The organism is Kitasatospora sp. NPDC002965 (assembly GCF_040611255.1).
Taxonomy (GTDB): domain Bacteria; phylum Actinomycetota; class Actinomycetes; order Streptomycetales; family Streptomycetaceae; genus Kitasatospora.
Genome location: NZ_JBEXNT010000009.1, coordinates 26601 through 40995 on the forward strand (window position 1 = coordinate 26601; position 14395 = coordinate 40995).

General features: G+C 73.5%; 12 protein-coding genes. 6 read left to right on the forward strand and 6 right to left on the reverse strand.

The features are described from left to right. The first annotated feature begins 103 nt into the window (after window positions 1–103). From ABZY91_RS06235 to rny, 4 genes are all read left to right on the forward strand, one after another. The gene (locus ABZY91_RS06235) at window positions 104–1384 is read left to right on the forward strand and encodes an AI-2E family transporter (RefSeq protein ID WP_355400276.1); all 1281 of its coding nucleotides are present in this window, start codon (window positions 104–106) and stop codon (window positions 1382–1384) included. A gap of 154 nt (window positions 1385–1538) precedes the next feature. Further along, window positions 1539–2654, forward strand: a complete 1116-nt coding sequence (gene recA / locus ABZY91_RS06240; RefSeq protein ID WP_329949980.1) for a recombinase RecA — start codon at window positions 1539–1541, stop codon at window positions 2652–2654. 7 nt (window positions 2655–2661) lie between these two features. After that, window positions 2662–3648: a regulatory protein RecX gene (locus tag ABZY91_RS06245; RefSeq protein WP_355400172.1), complete on the forward strand. Its 987-nt coding sequence runs from the start codon at window positions 2662–2664 to the stop codon at window positions 3646–3648. A 236-nt stretch (window positions 3649–3884) separates the two neighbouring features. After that, the gene (gene rny, locus ABZY91_RS06250; protein WP_355400174.1) at window positions 3885–5354 is read left to right on the forward strand and encodes a ribonuclease Y; all 1470 of its coding nucleotides are present in this window, start codon (window positions 3885–3887) and stop codon (window positions 5352–5354) included. Here rny and ABZY91_RS06255 read toward each other — a convergent pair. The 5 genes from ABZY91_RS06255 to ABZY91_RS06275 form a co-directional block, all read right to left on the reverse strand. Then, the gene (locus tag ABZY91_RS06255) at window positions 5335–7125 is read right to left on the reverse strand and encodes an FAD-dependent monooxygenase (RefSeq protein ID WP_355400176.1); all 1791 of its coding nucleotides are present in this window, start codon (window positions 7123–7125) and stop codon (window positions 5335–5337) included. The genes rny and ABZY91_RS06255 overlap by 20 nt on opposite strands. A gap of 146 nt (window positions 7126–7271) precedes the next feature. Further along, on the reverse strand, window positions 7272–8123 hold the full coding sequence (locus ABZY91_RS06260) for an amino acid ABC transporter permease (RefSeq protein ID WP_329882561.1): 852 nt from the start codon (window positions 8121–8123) through the stop codon (window positions 7272–7274). Continuing rightward, the gene (locus ABZY91_RS06265; protein WP_329882562.1) at window positions 8120–8770 is read right to left on the reverse strand and encodes an amino acid ABC transporter permease; all 651 of its coding nucleotides are present in this window, start codon (window positions 8768–8770) and stop codon (window positions 8120–8122) included. Before ABZY91_RS06265 ends, ABZY91_RS06260 begins: the two co-directional genes overlap by 4 nt. 87 nt (window positions 8771–8857) lie before the next feature. Beyond that, complete coding sequence (locus tag ABZY91_RS06270; RefSeq protein WP_329882563.1) at window positions 8858–9766, reverse strand: glutamate ABC transporter substrate-binding protein; 909 nt, start codon at window positions 9764–9766, stop codon at window positions 8858–8860. Between the two features lie 122 nt (window positions 9767–9888). Then, window positions 9889–10662 (reverse strand): amino acid ABC transporter ATP-binding protein, encoded by a 774-nt coding sequence (locus ABZY91_RS06275; protein WP_329882564.1) that lies wholly within the window; start codon window positions 10660–10662, stop codon window positions 9889–9891. A 441-nt stretch (window positions 10663–11103) separates the two neighbouring features. On the opposite strand from ABZY91_RS06275, the gene ABZY91_RS06280 reads away from it, so the two are divergent. Beyond that, complete coding sequence (locus ABZY91_RS06280) at window positions 11104–11859, forward strand: response regulator transcription factor (RefSeq protein ID WP_329882565.1); 756 nt, start codon at window positions 11104–11106, stop codon at window positions 11857–11859. Between the two features lie 6 nt (window positions 11860–11865). After that, entirely contained in the window at window positions 11866–13305 is a 1440-nt protein-coding gene (locus tag ABZY91_RS06285; protein ID WP_329882566.1) for a HAMP domain-containing sensor histidine kinase, read from the forward strand. Between the two features lie 39 nt (window positions 13306–13344). Here ABZY91_RS06285 and ABZY91_RS06290 read toward each other — a convergent pair whose 3' ends face one another. Next, window positions 13345–14364 carry a TAXI family TRAP transporter solute-binding subunit gene (locus ABZY91_RS06290; protein WP_355400179.1) on the reverse strand — a complete coding sequence of 340 codons (1020 nt, stop codon included), beginning with the start codon at window positions 14362–14364 and terminating at the stop codon, window positions 13345–13347. Window positions 14365–14395: the final 31 nt, after the last annotated feature.

The following is a 14395-nucleotide window of genomic DNA, read 5'->3' on the forward strand; positions in this document are numbered from 1 at the left end:
ACCGCAGAATTCGGACAGGTCGGCGCAGGTCGCCGACGAGGCCGCGGGCTCCCCGCCCGCCTCGCCGCCCCGGACCGCCGCCGACGGTCTCTGGGGTTCCGGGATGCCGCGCTGGCTGCCCCGGGCCATGGTGCTGGCACTGCTCATGGTCGGGCTGTTCCAGCTCGCCGACTGGGCGTTCCACCAGCTGATCGACCTCTTCGTGATGCTGCTGGTCTCCTTCTTCCTGTCCTTGGCCCTGGAGCCGGCGGTCGACCGGATGGCGGCCCGCGGGGTGCGCCGGGGGGTCGGCACCTTCCTGGTCTTCGTCGCGGTGGCGATCGCGGTGGGCGGTTTCCTGGCCGCGCTCGGCACCCTGCTGGTCGACCAGGTGGCGAAGATCGCGGGGGACCTGCCGCACCTGCTCGACAGCCTGATCGACTGGATCAACCGGACCTTCAACCAGGACCTCTCGCTGGACGAGCTGCAGAAGAAGCTGCTCAAGGACTCCGGCGCCATCGAGACCTACGCCCAGCAGGCCGCCGACAACGTCTGGGGCGTCTCCTCGACCCTGATCGGCGGGCTGTTCCAGGCCTTCACCGTCGGCCTCTTCACCTTCTACTTCACCGCCGACGGCCCCCGGGTGCGACGGACCGTCTGTTCGCTGCTGCCGCCCGCCAAGCAGGGCGAGGTGCTGCGGGCCTGGGAGATCGCGCTGGCCAAGACCGGCGGCTACCTCTACTCCAGGGCGCTGCTCGCCGTGGCGTCGACGTTCGCGCACTGGGTGATGTTCGCCGTGGTGGACCTGCCGTACGCGGCCGCGCTGGCGATCTGGGTCGGCGTCATGTCGCAGTTCGTGCCGACCATCGGCACCTACCTGGCGGGGGCCCTGCCGGTGCTGGTGGCGCTCACCGTGGAGCCGGTGGACGCACTCTGGGTGCTGGCGTTCGTGGTGGTCTACCAGCAGATCGAGAACTACCTCCTGCACCCGCGGATCACGGCGAAGACGGTGGACGTCCACCCGGCGGTGGCGTTCGGTTCGGTGATCGCCGGGGCCGCGCTGCTCGGCGCGGTCGGCGCGCTCATCGCCATCCCGGCGGCGGCCACCCTGCAGGGCTTCGTGGGGACGTACGTGCGCCGCTACGAGGTGGCGACCGACCCGCGGATCGACCGGGGCGAGCAGCGCCGGATGCGGCGGGCGCTGCGCCGGGAGGCGGCCCGCCGGCTGCGGCGGATGGTCGGCGGGGGGTCGGACGGCGCCGCGGGCAAGGGCGCCGGCTCGAACAAGGACACCGGGTCGAACAAGGGCGCCGGGTCGGACCGGGGCACCGGCGCGGGGCCCGGTGCCGGTCAGGGACCGAAGGGAGGGGACGGCAAGGAGGGCGGGGGGAAGCGGGGCGAGTAGGCCGAACGGCTTCGGCTTGAATCGAACACTTGTTCTTTGTACTCTCCGGCGAAGAGTTTTCCCCAGGCCGAGCCCGGTCAGGGTCGATTGTCAGTGGGACGCGCTAGCGTCGATGACGATGAAGCGCACAGCACAGAACCCGAGGGTGGAAGCCATGGCAGGCACGGACCGCGAGAAGGCTCTTGAGACCGCACTCGCCCAGATCGAGCGGCAGTTCGGCAAGGGCTCGGTGATGCGCCTGGGCGAGAAGGCCAACGAGCCGATCGACGTGATCCCCACCGGGTCCACCGCCCTGGACGTCGCCCTCGGCGTCGGCGGCATCCCGCGCGGCCGGGTGGTGGAGATCTACGGCCCCGAGTCCTCCGGCAAGACCACGCTGACCCTGCACCTGGCGGCCAACGCCCAGCGGGCCGGCGGCACGGTCGCCTTCGTCGACGCGGAGCACGCGCTCGACCCGGACTACGCCAAGAAGCTCGGCGTGGACACCGACGCCCTGCTGGTCAGCCAGCCGGACACCGGCGAGCAGGCGCTGGAGATCACCGACATGCTGATCCGCTCCGGCGCGATCGACCTGGTGATCATCGACTCGGTCGCCGCGCTGGTCCCGCGCGCGGAGATCGAGGGCGAGATGGGCGACTCGCACGTCGGCCTGCAGGCCCGGCTGATGAGCCAGGCACTGCGGAAGATCGCCGGTGCGCTGAACCAGTCGAACACCACCGCGGTGTTCATCAACCAGCTGCGCGAGAAGATCGGCGTCATGTTCGGCTCGCCGGAGACCACGACCGGTGGCCGCGCGCTGAAGTTCTACGCCTCGGTCCGTCTCGACATCCGCCGGATCGAGACCCTGAAGGACGGCACCGAGGCGGTCGGTAACCGCACCCGGGTCAAGGTCGTCAAGAACAAGGTCGCCGCGCCGTTCAAGCAGGCCGAGTTCGACATCCTCTACGGCGTGGGCATCAGCCGCGAGGGCGGTCTGATCGACATGGGCGTCGAGCACGGCTTCATCCGCAAGTCGGGTGCCTGGTACACCTACGAGGGCGACCAGCTCGGCCAGGGCAAGGAGAACGCCCGCAACTTCCTGAAGGACAACCCGCAGCTGGCCGACGAGATCGAGCGGAAGATCAAGAGCAAGCTCGGCATCGGCCCGAAGACGGCGGAGCCGGTCGAGGCCGAGGCTGCGGACACCGCCGAGGGCGGGGCCAAGCCGATCACCGCGACCGCCGCCAAGACGGCCGCGGCGAAGAAGACGGCGGCGGCCGCCAAGGCCTGATCCGTTGATGCAGCACAGTGGGCCGGCGGGCAGCGCGCCGGTGGACGGCCCGGACGACGATGACGACGGCCCGCCGGACTGGTTCGCGGCCGTGGCCGACCCCGCGCCGGCAGCACCGCCGCCGGCCCGGGCGGCGGACCGGCGGCCGTCCGGTCGAGCAGCGGCGGACGGCCCGGCGGACGCGGGCGACCTCGGGTTGGTCACGGCCTCCGAGCTGCCCGCAGGGCGGCGCCGTCGCCGTTCGGCGCTGGAGGAGGAGAGCTCCGGCCCCGGTGCCGGGGAGAGCCGGGCCGGGGCGGCCGGTCACGGGGGTGTGGCCGCCCCGGCCCGATCTGCAGCGGCCCGGACCGCAGCGCCCTCCGCCGGGCGGCCCGCGTCCGGGCGGCGGTCCCGTGGGCGGGCCGGGCGGTCGGAGCCGAGCGAGGCGCCGGGCACCGACGCGCCCCGACGCTCCCGGGCGGAGGAGTCCGTCGACCCCGCGACGCGGGCACGGGACATCTGCCTGCGGCTGCTCACCGGCGCGGCCAAGAGCCGCAAACAGCTCGCCGACGCCCTGCGCAAACGGGAGATCCCGGACGAGGTCACCGAGGAGGTGCTGACCCGGCTGGAGGAGGTCGGTCTGATCGACGACGCGGCCTTCGCCCGGGCGTGGGTGGAATCCCGGCACGCCGTCCGCGGACTCTCCCGTCGGGCGCTGGCCCAGGAGCTGCGGACCAGGGGAGTGACCGGGGAGCAGGCCGAGCAGGCCCTCGCCCAGCTCGACCACGACGACGAGACCGAGGCGGCCCGGGCCCTGGTCGACCGCCGGCTCCGGACCACCCGGGGCCTGGAGCGGCAGGCCCGGACGCGCCGGCTGGTCGGCATGCTGGCCCGGCGCGGCTACTCCGAGGGCCTGGCCTTCCGGGTGGTCCGCGCGGCGTTGGACGAGGAGGAGCCCGCGGAGTCGGTGGACGCCGGAACGGACGGGGACGGACCGTCCGACGCCTGGGACTGACGCCCGGGACTGACGCCCGGTCGGCTCCGGGCGGAACGTGGAGTCGGCCGACTACCAAGCCAGTCTTGACCGTTTCGTGACCCGCGCTTAGCCTCGCACTCAGTGCGGGAGCACATCGATCATTCCTCGGCCGCCCCCGGCCGGTCGCCCGGTCGCGTCCGTGACCAGGCAGGTCCGGGACCGGCCGCGCGGTTGGTCCCGGGCGTCGTGCCGCCACGGGACGGGGAGTGGGCAGGATGAGGATCGCGGTGAGTGCCGGATCGGCCACCTCCTCGCTGGTGGCGGTCCTGCCGGCCGTCGCCGTGGTGGCCGTCGTCGGAGTGGCGGTCCGGCTGACCGTCGGGCGTCTGCGGCACGTGCGGCGTCGGGACGCCGCCGAGACCGAGCGGACCAGGCAGCGGGCGGAGCAGCAGGCCGCCCGGCTCCGGGCCGAACTCGACCGGCGCGAGGAGCGGTTGACCGAGGAGCTCGACCGGCTCCGGACGCGCGAGGGCGAACTGGCCGAACGCTCGGCCGCGTTGGAGCAGGCCCGGGGCGAGGCGGCGGCACTGGTCCGCCGCCGGGCCGAGGAACTGGAGCGGACCGCCGGGCTGTCGGCGGACCAGGCCCGCGCCGAACTCGTCCGCGAGGCGGCGTCCGAGGCCCGCCGGGAGGCGGCGGTCACCGTCCGGGAGATCGAGCGCGAGGCCCGCGACGAGGGTGAGCAACGGGCCCGGGGGATCGTCGCCGGGGCGATCCAGCGGCTGGCGGCCGAACAGACCGCCGAGACCGCGGTGTCGTCGTTCCGGCTGCCGAACGAGGAGATGAAGGGCCGGGTGATCGGGCGTGAGGGCCGGAACATCCGGACGTTCGAGGCCGTCACGGGCGTCAACCTGATCATCGACGACACCCCGGCGGTGGTGCAGCTCTCCTGCTTCGACCCGGTCCGCCGGGAGGCGGCCCGGCTCACCCTGGAGCACCTCGTCGAGGACGGCCGGATCCACCCGTTGCGGATCGAGCACGTCCACGAGCGCAGCCGTGAGGAGGTCGAGCGGCGCTGCGTGCGGGCCGGCGAGGACGCGCTGCTGGCCGTGCGGATCGGCGGGATGCATCCGGACCTGGTCCGCACCCTCGGCACGCTGCGCTACCGCGCCTCGTACGGGCAGAACGTACTGGGCCACCTGGTGGAGTCGGCGCACCTGGCCGGGCTGATGGCCGCCGAGCTGGGGGTGGACCCGGAACCGGTGCGCCGCGCGGCGCTGCTGCACGACATCGGCAAGGCGCTCAGCCACGAGGTGGAGGGCAGCCACGCGGCGGTCGGTGCGGACCTCGCCCGGCGGCACGGCGAGTCGGCGGACGTGGTGCACGCGATAGCGGCGCACCACGGGGAGGTGGATCCGCGGACCGTCGAGGCGGTGCTCACCCAGGCGGCCGACGCCTGTTCGGGCGGTCGGCCCGGCGCGCGCAGGGAGTCGTCGGAGACGTACGTGCGCCGGCTGGAGCGGTTGGAGGAGATCGCCCGGGCGCACGACGGCGTGGCCGCGGTGTACGCGATGCAGGCCGGCCGGGAGGTCCGGGTGATGGTCCGGCCGGAGGTGGTGGACGACCTCGGGGCGCAGGTGATCGCCCGTGAGGTCGCCAGGAAGGTCTCCGATGAGCTGACCTATCCGGGTCAGATCCGGGTCACGGTGGTCCGGGAGAGCCGCGTCACCGAGGTGGCCCGCTAGGTTCGGCGGCCGGCTCGGGCTCCGACCCGGCCGCGGGCTCGGCCGCGGAACCGGCTCCTGGCCGGGGCTCGGCGTCGGGCTCGGTGACGGCCTCGGGCTCGGTCTCTCCGCCGGTCAGCGAGGCCGGACCGCCCCGGGCCCCGTCGGCCAGGGCCCGGAGGTCCTCGGCCGCTGCGCCCCGGGTGACCCCGACCAGGTGTCCGTCGGGCCGGATCAGCAGGACGGTGTGCGGTCCGGCCCCCGGGTAGGCCTCGGTGACCAGGACCTCGGCCGGCACCGGCAGCGACGCGGCGACCTCGGCCAGCCGGGGCATCAGACCGGCTCCCAGCCAGTGCTCGGCGGACCAGACGGTGGTACCGGGGGCGACCAGCAGCAGCAGGAAGTGGGTGCCGAGGCGGGCGTGCAACTGGTCCGGGGCGCCGTCGGCGGCGAGTACCGGCAGGTCCGGGACGAGCACGCCGGGGGCGGTGGCGGGCAGCAGTTCGCTGAGCGTGGTGGTGCCGCGCGCGCCGCGCTGGACCGGGACCCGGCCGGGCACGCCGGAGGGGGCCGCCGGGTAGGCGGGGACGCCGCCGAACCGGCCGGTGCCCAACTGGCCGTCGGCGAGCATCGGCGCGTGCTTGCGGAACGAGCCGGTGAAGAGCGAGCGGCGGGTGGCCTGCCAGCCGCGCAGCGGGCGCAGCAGTGGCATGGCCTGGTCGACCGCGCGCAGCCGGGCGCCGACCGCGCCGCGCCGCTCGGACTCGTACCCGTCGAGGAGGGATCCGCCGGGCTGGGGGCCGCCGGAGTGGAGGTGCCACGCGAGGGAGAGCCGCCAGGCCAGGTTGTCGGCGTCGCGCAGGCCGTCGGCGAGGTTCTGCATGCCGAGTGCGCCGTGCAGGTGGGCGGCGTCGCCGGCGAGGAAGCAGCGGCCGCTGCGGAAGCGGGCGGCCAGCCGCTGCTGGGCGGTGTGGTCGGCGGCGGCGAGCAGGTCGAAGCGGGGGAGCTCGCCGCACCAGCCGGTGAGCGTGGCGGTGACCCGGGTGAGCAGGGTGTCGCCGGTGACGATGCCGGGCCAGGTGGCGTGCGGGTCGACCGTCTCGGCGGGTGCCGGCCGGCCGGGGGGCAGCCGCCAGTCCAGCCGCCAGACGCCGTGCGGCAGCGGGCGGGCGGAGGCCTCGCGGTCGCCGCGCCACGGGGGCTCGCGGTGCAGCCGGGGCTCGGTGAACGGCAGGTCGACCCGGACGGTGGCGATGGCGCTGCGGTCGACGGCCGGGCGGCCGGGGAAGCGGATCTTCAGGAGCTTGCGGACGGTGGACCGGGCGCCGTCGCAGCCGACGAGGTGGCTGCCGCGCCACCAGGTCTCGGTGCCGTCCTGCGGGTTGCGGGTGTGGACGCTGACGCCGTCGCGGTCCTGGTCGAGCCGGGTGACCCGGCTGAGCGGGACCAGCCTGACCAGGGGGGTGCCGGTGAGGGCGTCCCGCAGGCCGCGCTGGAGCCGGTGCTGGGGCAGGTGCAGGACCGGGGTGTCGGCGAGGTCGATCCGGAGCACCTCCTGGCGGCGTCGCCAGATGGTGAAGGCGTCCCACCGGGCGGCGTCGGCGACGGCCCGGGGGTAGCCGATCCGGCTCAGGAGGGCGGCGGTGTCGGCGCCGAGGACGACGCTGCGCGGGCTCTCGGGGGAGAGCCCGGAGCCCTCGTCGAGGACGACGGTCGGCACCTCGTGCCGGGCGAGGGCGAGGGCCAGGGCCAGGCCGACCGGCCCGGCCCCGACCACGATCACCGGGTCCATGCCGGGACCTCCGGGCACGGACGGTCCGGTGCGGCGCGGCCGGGGACCTCCGGGCAGGGGCAGGTCGACGGGGTGGCGTCATATGCCGCGTGGATGCTCCCGGATGGTGTCACGAAGAGCAATGCAACAGTTCACCTGCGTGTCCGTCAAGCAGCAGCTGAAGTGCGCCGGTTCGCGCCGCGTCGGCCACGTGCCTCGATCCACCGGGCGAGCGCGGTGAGCAGCAGGCACATCGCGATGTAGATCGGCCCGATCACCAGCACCACGGGGATGTAGGGGAAGCCCGCGGCATTGAGCGGCTGGGTGGCGATGGCCTTGCCGACGAACAACAGCTCGGGGTAGGTGATGATGAAGCCGAGCGACGTGTCCTTGAGGGTGACGACCAGCTGGCCGATCATCGTGGGCAGCATCGAGCGGACCGCCTGCGGGACCAGGATGGTGGTCATCACCTGACTCTTGCGCAGGCCGAGCGCGTATCCGGCCTCTCCCTGGCCCCGCGGGACGGCGTTGACGCCGCTGCGGATGATCTCGGCCTGGACCGAGCCGTTGTAGAGGGTGAGCCCGAGCACCAGGGCCCACATCGGCTCCTTGGCGAAGAAGGCGTAGTAGAGCGCGACGATCAGGATCAGCAGCGGCATCGCCCGGAAGAACTGGACGAAGGAGACGGCCGCCCAGCGCACCGGCCGGTGGTCGGAGAGCTGTCCGGCGGCGAGCAGCGCGCCCAGGGCGAGCGAGCCCACGGCGGCCAGCGCGAAGGCCTCCACGGTGGCCAGCAGGCCGTCGACGATCCGCTGCTGGATGGTGTTGTACGCGAACGCGTCCCAGAGCTCGGCCTCGAACTGGCCGTTGTCGGCGAGCGCCGTGACGGCGTACCAGAGCAGGCCGGCGATCGCGAGCAGCGACAGGACGCCGAACGCGCGGTAGCGGGAACGGGCCCGCGGGCCGGGGGCGTCGTAGAGGACGCTGGCCGTGGAGGGGCGGGTGAAGAGGGAGATCATCGGGCCACCGCCAGTCGGGTCTCCAGGAAGCGGAACAGCAGGGCGATGGTGGCGCTGATCGCGAGATAGGCGCAGGCCACCCAGAAGAAGATCGCGAAGATCGAGTAGCCGTCCTCGGAGAACGTCTGCTGCGCGCTGTACAGCTCGCTGACGCTGAACGCGCCGGCGATCGCCGAGTTCCTCGGCAGGGCGATGAAGACGCTGCTCATCGGGGCCAGTACGGTCCGCGCCGCCTGCGGCAGGACGATCTGGGTGAGGGTCTGGCCGAAGGTCATGCCGAGGCTGCGGGCGGCCTCGGCCTGGCCGAGGGGCACGGTGTTGATGCCCGAGCGCAGCACCTCGCAGACGAACGCGGCGGTGTACCCGCCGAGGGCCAGCACCGCGAAGGTGAGGTGGTCGAAGTGCACGCCGAGCGGCGGGAGCCCGAACGTCACGGCGAAGAACAGCAGGGTGAGCGGGGTGTTGCGGAAGAGCGTCACCCAGGCCGTGCCGAAGCCGCGCAGCACCGGGACGGGGGAGACCCGGAAGGCCGCCAGCAGGGTGCCCAGCAGCAGGGCGAGCAGCGCGCTGAGCGCGCTCAGCTCGATCGTCTGCAGGAAGCCGTCGCGGAACAGCGCGAAGTTGCCGTCCTCGAACAGGAATCCCATCCGGCGGCCCTCCTCTCAGGGGGTCGGTGATTCAGGTGGTCCGGGGGAGGGTGGTCGCCGCCGGACGGGGCCGGCGGCGACCGGAGGTCAGTAGCGCTCCAGGGCCGGCGGCTGCGGGGCGGTCGAGCCGGAGAGGCCGAGGGTGGCGTCGTAGGCCTTCTTCCAGTCGCCGTTGTCCTGGTGGGCCTTGAGCGCGTCGCTGATCGCGTCGCGGAGCGCCTTGTCGTCCTTGTTCAGGCCGACGCCGTAGTTCTCCTTGGTGAACGGCTTGCCGACCACCTTGAGCTTGGGCGCGTACTTGGAGGCGTAGCCCTTGAGGATGGCGTCGTCGGTGGTGACCGCGTCGACCTCGCCGGACATCAGCTTCTCGACGCAGGCCGAGTAGGTGTCGAACTGGGTGATCTTCGGCGAGTACTGCTGGATGTTCTTGATCGAGGTGGAGCCGGTGGCGGTGCAGACGTTCTTGCCGTTGACCGACTCCGGGCCGGTGATCGTGGTGTTGTCGGACTTCACCAGCAGGTCCTGGCCGGCGATGTAGTACGGGCCGGCGAAGGAGACGGACTTCTTGCGCTCGTCGTTGATGCTGTAGGTGCCGACGTAGAAGTCGATCTGGCCCTTGGAGATCGCGGGCTCGCGCTGCGAGGAGACCAGGGTCTGCCACTTGATCTGCTGCGGCGTGAAGCCGAGGTCGGCGGCGACCATCTTGGCGATCTCGATGTCGAAGCCGCTGCGGTCGTTGGTGGCGAGGTCCTCCCAGCCGAGGAACGGCTGGTCGGACTTGGCGCCGATGATCAGCTGGCCGCGCTTCCTCGCCTCGGCCAGGGCGGGCGAGTCCACCTTGACGTCGGACTTCACGGCGTAGGTGGGCAGGGCCGGCGCGGAGCTGCTGCCGGAGCTCGCCTTGTCGGCGCCCGGCGTGCCGTCCTTTCCGCAGGCGGCGGTGGCGGTGAGCGCGACGGCACAGAGCGCGACGGCGAAGGTGCGACGAGTCCTCATGAGGGTAGCTCTCCTGGGGCTTGGCCACGGTTCAACCGGGCTCTGGCGGAGGGAAGTTCGTTTGCGGCAGGCGGGCCGGCGGCGGCGCCCGTGCCGCCGCCGGCCGGAGCCGGCCCGGCGGGTCAGTGGTGCAGGATCTTCGAGAGGAAGTCCTTGGCGCGGTCCGACCGGGGCGCCGTGAAGAAGGCCTCGGGGGTGTTCTGCTCGACGATCCGGCCGTCGGCCATGAAGAGCACCCGGTTGGCGGCGGAGCGGGCGAAGCCCATCTCGTGGGTGACGACGACCATCGTCATGCCGTCGGCGGCCAGCTGGCGCATGACCTCCAGCACCTCGTTGATCATCTCGGGGTCGAGCGCCGAGGTGGGCTCGTCGAAGAGCATCACCTTGGGGTTCATCGCCAGCGCCCGGGCGATCGCGACGCGCTGCTGCTGCCCGCCGGACAGCTGGGCCGGGAACTTGTCGGCCTGCGCGGCGACGCCGACCCGCTCCAGCAGCTCCCGGGCGGTCCGCACGGCCTGGTCCCGGGCGATGCCGCGGACCTTGACCTGCCCGATCACCACGTTCTCCAGCACGGTCTTGTGCGCGAACAGGTTGAAGCTCTGGAACACCATGCCGACCTCGGCCCGCAGCCGGGCGAGCTCCCGGCCCTCGGCGGGCAGCGGGCGGCCGTCGATGGAGATCGTGCCGGAGTCGATGGTCTCCAGCCGGTTGATCGTCCGGCAGAGCGTGGACTTGCCCGAGCCGGAGGGCCCGATCAGGACCACCACCTCGCCCTGGGCGATCTCCAGGTCGATGTCCTGGAGCACGTGCAGTGCGCCGAAGTGCTTGTTCACATTGCGCAGGACCACCAGAGGAGCGGCGTCGGCGCGGGAGTCCTTGGTGAGGCTCGTGGTCATCGCGCCTGCTCCCTCGTGTCGGCCCAGGAGAGGCGAACTCCCTTGGGCGGCAATGGTGGTAGGAATCCCGAGGGCCGCGGCCGGCGGAGCCGCAGCCCTCGGTGGGCTGACCATAGGAGCCCTGACGGTGTCACGTCAGCCGATCTGAGCGGAACTTGAGGATCACGATCCGGCCACACGACGGGTGCGGACTGTTCACCGGGGCCCTGTACGGGCACAGTGACAGCGTCCGGCGCCCCCTGTGACGGCCCCGCCGGGCCGCGGTGACAGCGGGCGCCCGCCCCGCCGCTCCCCGTCCCACCGGGTTCCGGCGGCCGGTCGAGCCTGGCGCCCGGGCCCCGGCTGGCCCATACTGCGCAGGACCGGGACCTGCCCGGGAGGGGGGCCGTGGCGACCACGAGAAGACCCCCGGGAACGTCGGGGAGAGGAGGAAGAACCGAGATGCGACTACTGCTCGTGGAGGACGACGAACGCGTGGCCGCGGCACTCGTCGCGGTGCTGGGCCGGCACGGTTTCCAGGTCAGACACGCCCGCAGCGGCCACGAGGCGCTCGACGCGCTGGTACCGGACGGCAACGAGCCCTACCGGGTGGTCCTGCTCGACCTCGGACTGCCCGACCGCGACGGTTTCGAGGTGTGCAGCCGGATCCGCGCCGGCAGCGGCGTACCGGTGATCATGGTGACCGCGCGCGCCGACATCCGCTCCCGGATCCACGGCCTCAACCTCGGCGCCGACGACTACGTCACCAAGCCCTACGACATGGGCGAGCTGCTCGCCCGGATCCACGCCGTGGCCCGCCGCGGCACCGCGCCCGCCGCCGTCGCCGCCCCCGCGCCGGACGCCGTGCCGCAGCAGCGCGGCCCGCTGGAGTCCCGCGGCATCGTGATCGACCGCGAGCGCCGCCGGGTCAGCGTGGACGGCCGGGACGTGCCGCTCACCCGCAAGGAGTTCGACCTGCTGGCGCTGCTCGCCCAGAGCCCCGGCGTGGTCTACCGCCGCGAGCAGATCTTCAGCGAGGTCTGGCGCAGCGGCTGGGAGGGCAACGGCCGCACCCTTGAGGTGCACATCGGTTCGCTGCGCACCAAGCTCGCCCTGCCCGGCCTGGTCGAGGCCGTCCGGGGCGTCGGCTACCGGCTGATCCCCGAGTCCCCGGCCGCCGTCGCCGAGACGCCGCCCCCGGCCCGCGCGGAGCACTGACCGCACGTGCGCACCCGCCTTCTCGGCATCCTGATCGCGCTGATGCTCTGCGTCCTCGCCGCGCTCGGACTGCCGCTCGCCGCCGCGGTCGCGGCCGCCGAGCAGAGCCGGGTGGTGGTCGACCGCCTGGACGACGCCGCCCGGTTCGCCCAGGACCTGCCGACCTCGGGCGTGTCCGGCCTGGAGTCCGCGCTCAAGGGCGACCCGCAGCCGGCTCCCGGCGACCTCAGCCGCCGGCACGCCCTGGGCAACGAGGTGGTCCGCTACCACGAGCTGTACGGGGTGCGGATCGGCATCTTCCAGCGCGACGGCATGCCGATCGCGGTCGCCCCGGCCGACTGGCGGGTGCCGGTCGCAGGCTGGGGCGAGCAGGCCTTCCAGGAGGCGCTCGACGGCCGGCGCAGCCACAACCCGCCCCAGGTCTGGCCGTGGACCCCGGACCGGACGCTCACCGTCGCGACCCCGGTGGTCCGGGACGGCGACGTGGTCGCGGTAGTGCTCAGCGAGTCCCCGACCGGCGCGCTGCGCACCCGCGTCCTGCACCGCTGGCTGGTGATCGGAGCCGGTGAGGCCGCCGCGATGATCGTCGCGGTGCTGCTGGCAGGCCGGCTCACCGAATGGGTGCTGCGCCCGGTCCGCACCCTGGACCGGGCCACCCACGACATCGCCACCGGCCGGATGAACGCCCGGGTGGCGCCCGGCGGCGGACCGCCCGAGCTGCAGCGGCTGGCCCGGTCGTTCAACGAGATGGCCGACCACGTGGTGCTCGCCCTCGACCAGCAGAAGGCCTTCGTCGCGGACGCCTCGCACCAGCTGCGCAACCCGCTGGCGGCGCTGCTGCTGCGGGTCGAGGTGCTGGGCCTGGAGCTGCCCGAGGGGCACGACGAGGAGCTCGGCGGGGTCCGCGAGGAGGGTGTCCGGCTGGCCCGCGTGCTGGACGACCTGCTCGGGCTGGCCACCGCCGAGCACGCCCGCCCCGAGCCGGAGCCGACCGACCTCGCCGTGCTCGCCCTCGCCAGGGCCGACGCCTGGCGGCCGGTGGCCGCGCAGCGCGGGATCGAGCTGGCCTGGGAGGGACCGGCCCTGGCGCTCGGCCTGGCGGATCCGATCGGCTTCGGGAGCGCGTTGGACGCGGTGCTCGACAACGCGATCAAGTTCGGGCCGGACGGGAGCCGGGTGCGGGTGCTGGTCGCGGTACGGCGGGACGAGGTCGCGGTGACCGTCTCGGACCGGGGGCCGGGCCTCACCGAGGAGGAACTGGCCCGGGCCGGCGACCGGTTCTGGCGCAGCGCGCGCCACCAGAACGTGGACGGCTCGGGCCTCGGGCTGTCGATCGCCCGCACCCTGCTGCAGGCGGCGGGCGGCTCGCTGACCTTCGGCGCGGTCGTGCCGACCGGTCTGGCGGTCACCCTGGCGGTGCCGCGGGCGACCAGGAAGCAGCTCTAGAGCGCCCCGCCCCGGCCCCGGCGGCAGCCGGGGCGGCCGCTACGGCTTGACCGAGCGGTAGTAGCGCATCGCGCCCTCGTGCAGCGGGAGCGGGTCGGTGTAGACGGCGGTGCGCAGGTCGACGAGCTGGGCGGCGTGCACCTGGGCGCCGATCTGGTCGCGGCTGTCTATCACCGCCCCGGTCATGCCCTGGACCAGGTCGTCGTCGACGTCGGCCCGGGTGATCAGCAGGTTGGGGACGGCCACGGTGGCCACGGCGTCCTTGGGCTCGGCGTTGGGGTAGGTGCCCTTCGGCATGGTGGCCGCGCGGTAGGCGTCGGTGCCGCCGCCCTCGACCTTGTGGACCGCCTCGGCGAGGTCGCCGAGCGGCACGATCCTGATCCGGACGTGGTCGGACAGGTCGGTCAGCGCGCTGGTCGGCAGTCCGCCGGACCAGAAGAACGCGTCCAGCTCGCCGGCCCGCAGGCCGTCGGCCGCGTCGCCGATGCCCAGGAAGGCGGGCTTGATGTCGCGGTCCGGGTCCAGGCCGGCGGCGGCCAGCAGCCGCCGGGTGACCAGGTTGACCCCGGACAGCGACTGGCCGACGCCCACCCGCAGGCCCTTGAGGTCGGCCGCCCGGCGGACCGGCGAGGAGGCCGGGACGACCAGCTGGAGGTAGTCGTCGTAGAGCCGGGCGATCGCCCGGAGCTTCTCCCGGCCGGGCCCGGAGTACTGGGCGACGGCGTCGGCGGTGGCGATCGCGAAGTCGTCGCGGCCGTTGGTCACCCGGGCCAGGTTGTCGATCGACCCCTCCGAGTTGTCCAGCCGCAGCCTGACCCCCGGCATCGCCTTGGCGACGTGGGTCTCCAGCAGCTGCCCGTACCGGTCGTACACCCCGCGCTTCACCCCGGTGGCGAAACCGGTGTCGCCCTGCGGGTAACCCGGCGAGCGGCTCTCCGAGAGCCACCAGCCGCTGAGGCCCGCCGCCACCAGGACCAGCACCATCGCCACCCGCCAGAGCGGGCGGCGGGCCGCCGTGCGGACGGCGCTGCCGAGGTGGGTGCGGGTGTCGGGGGCCATGCAGGGATAGTGCCAGGCGCATGCGGCGAAC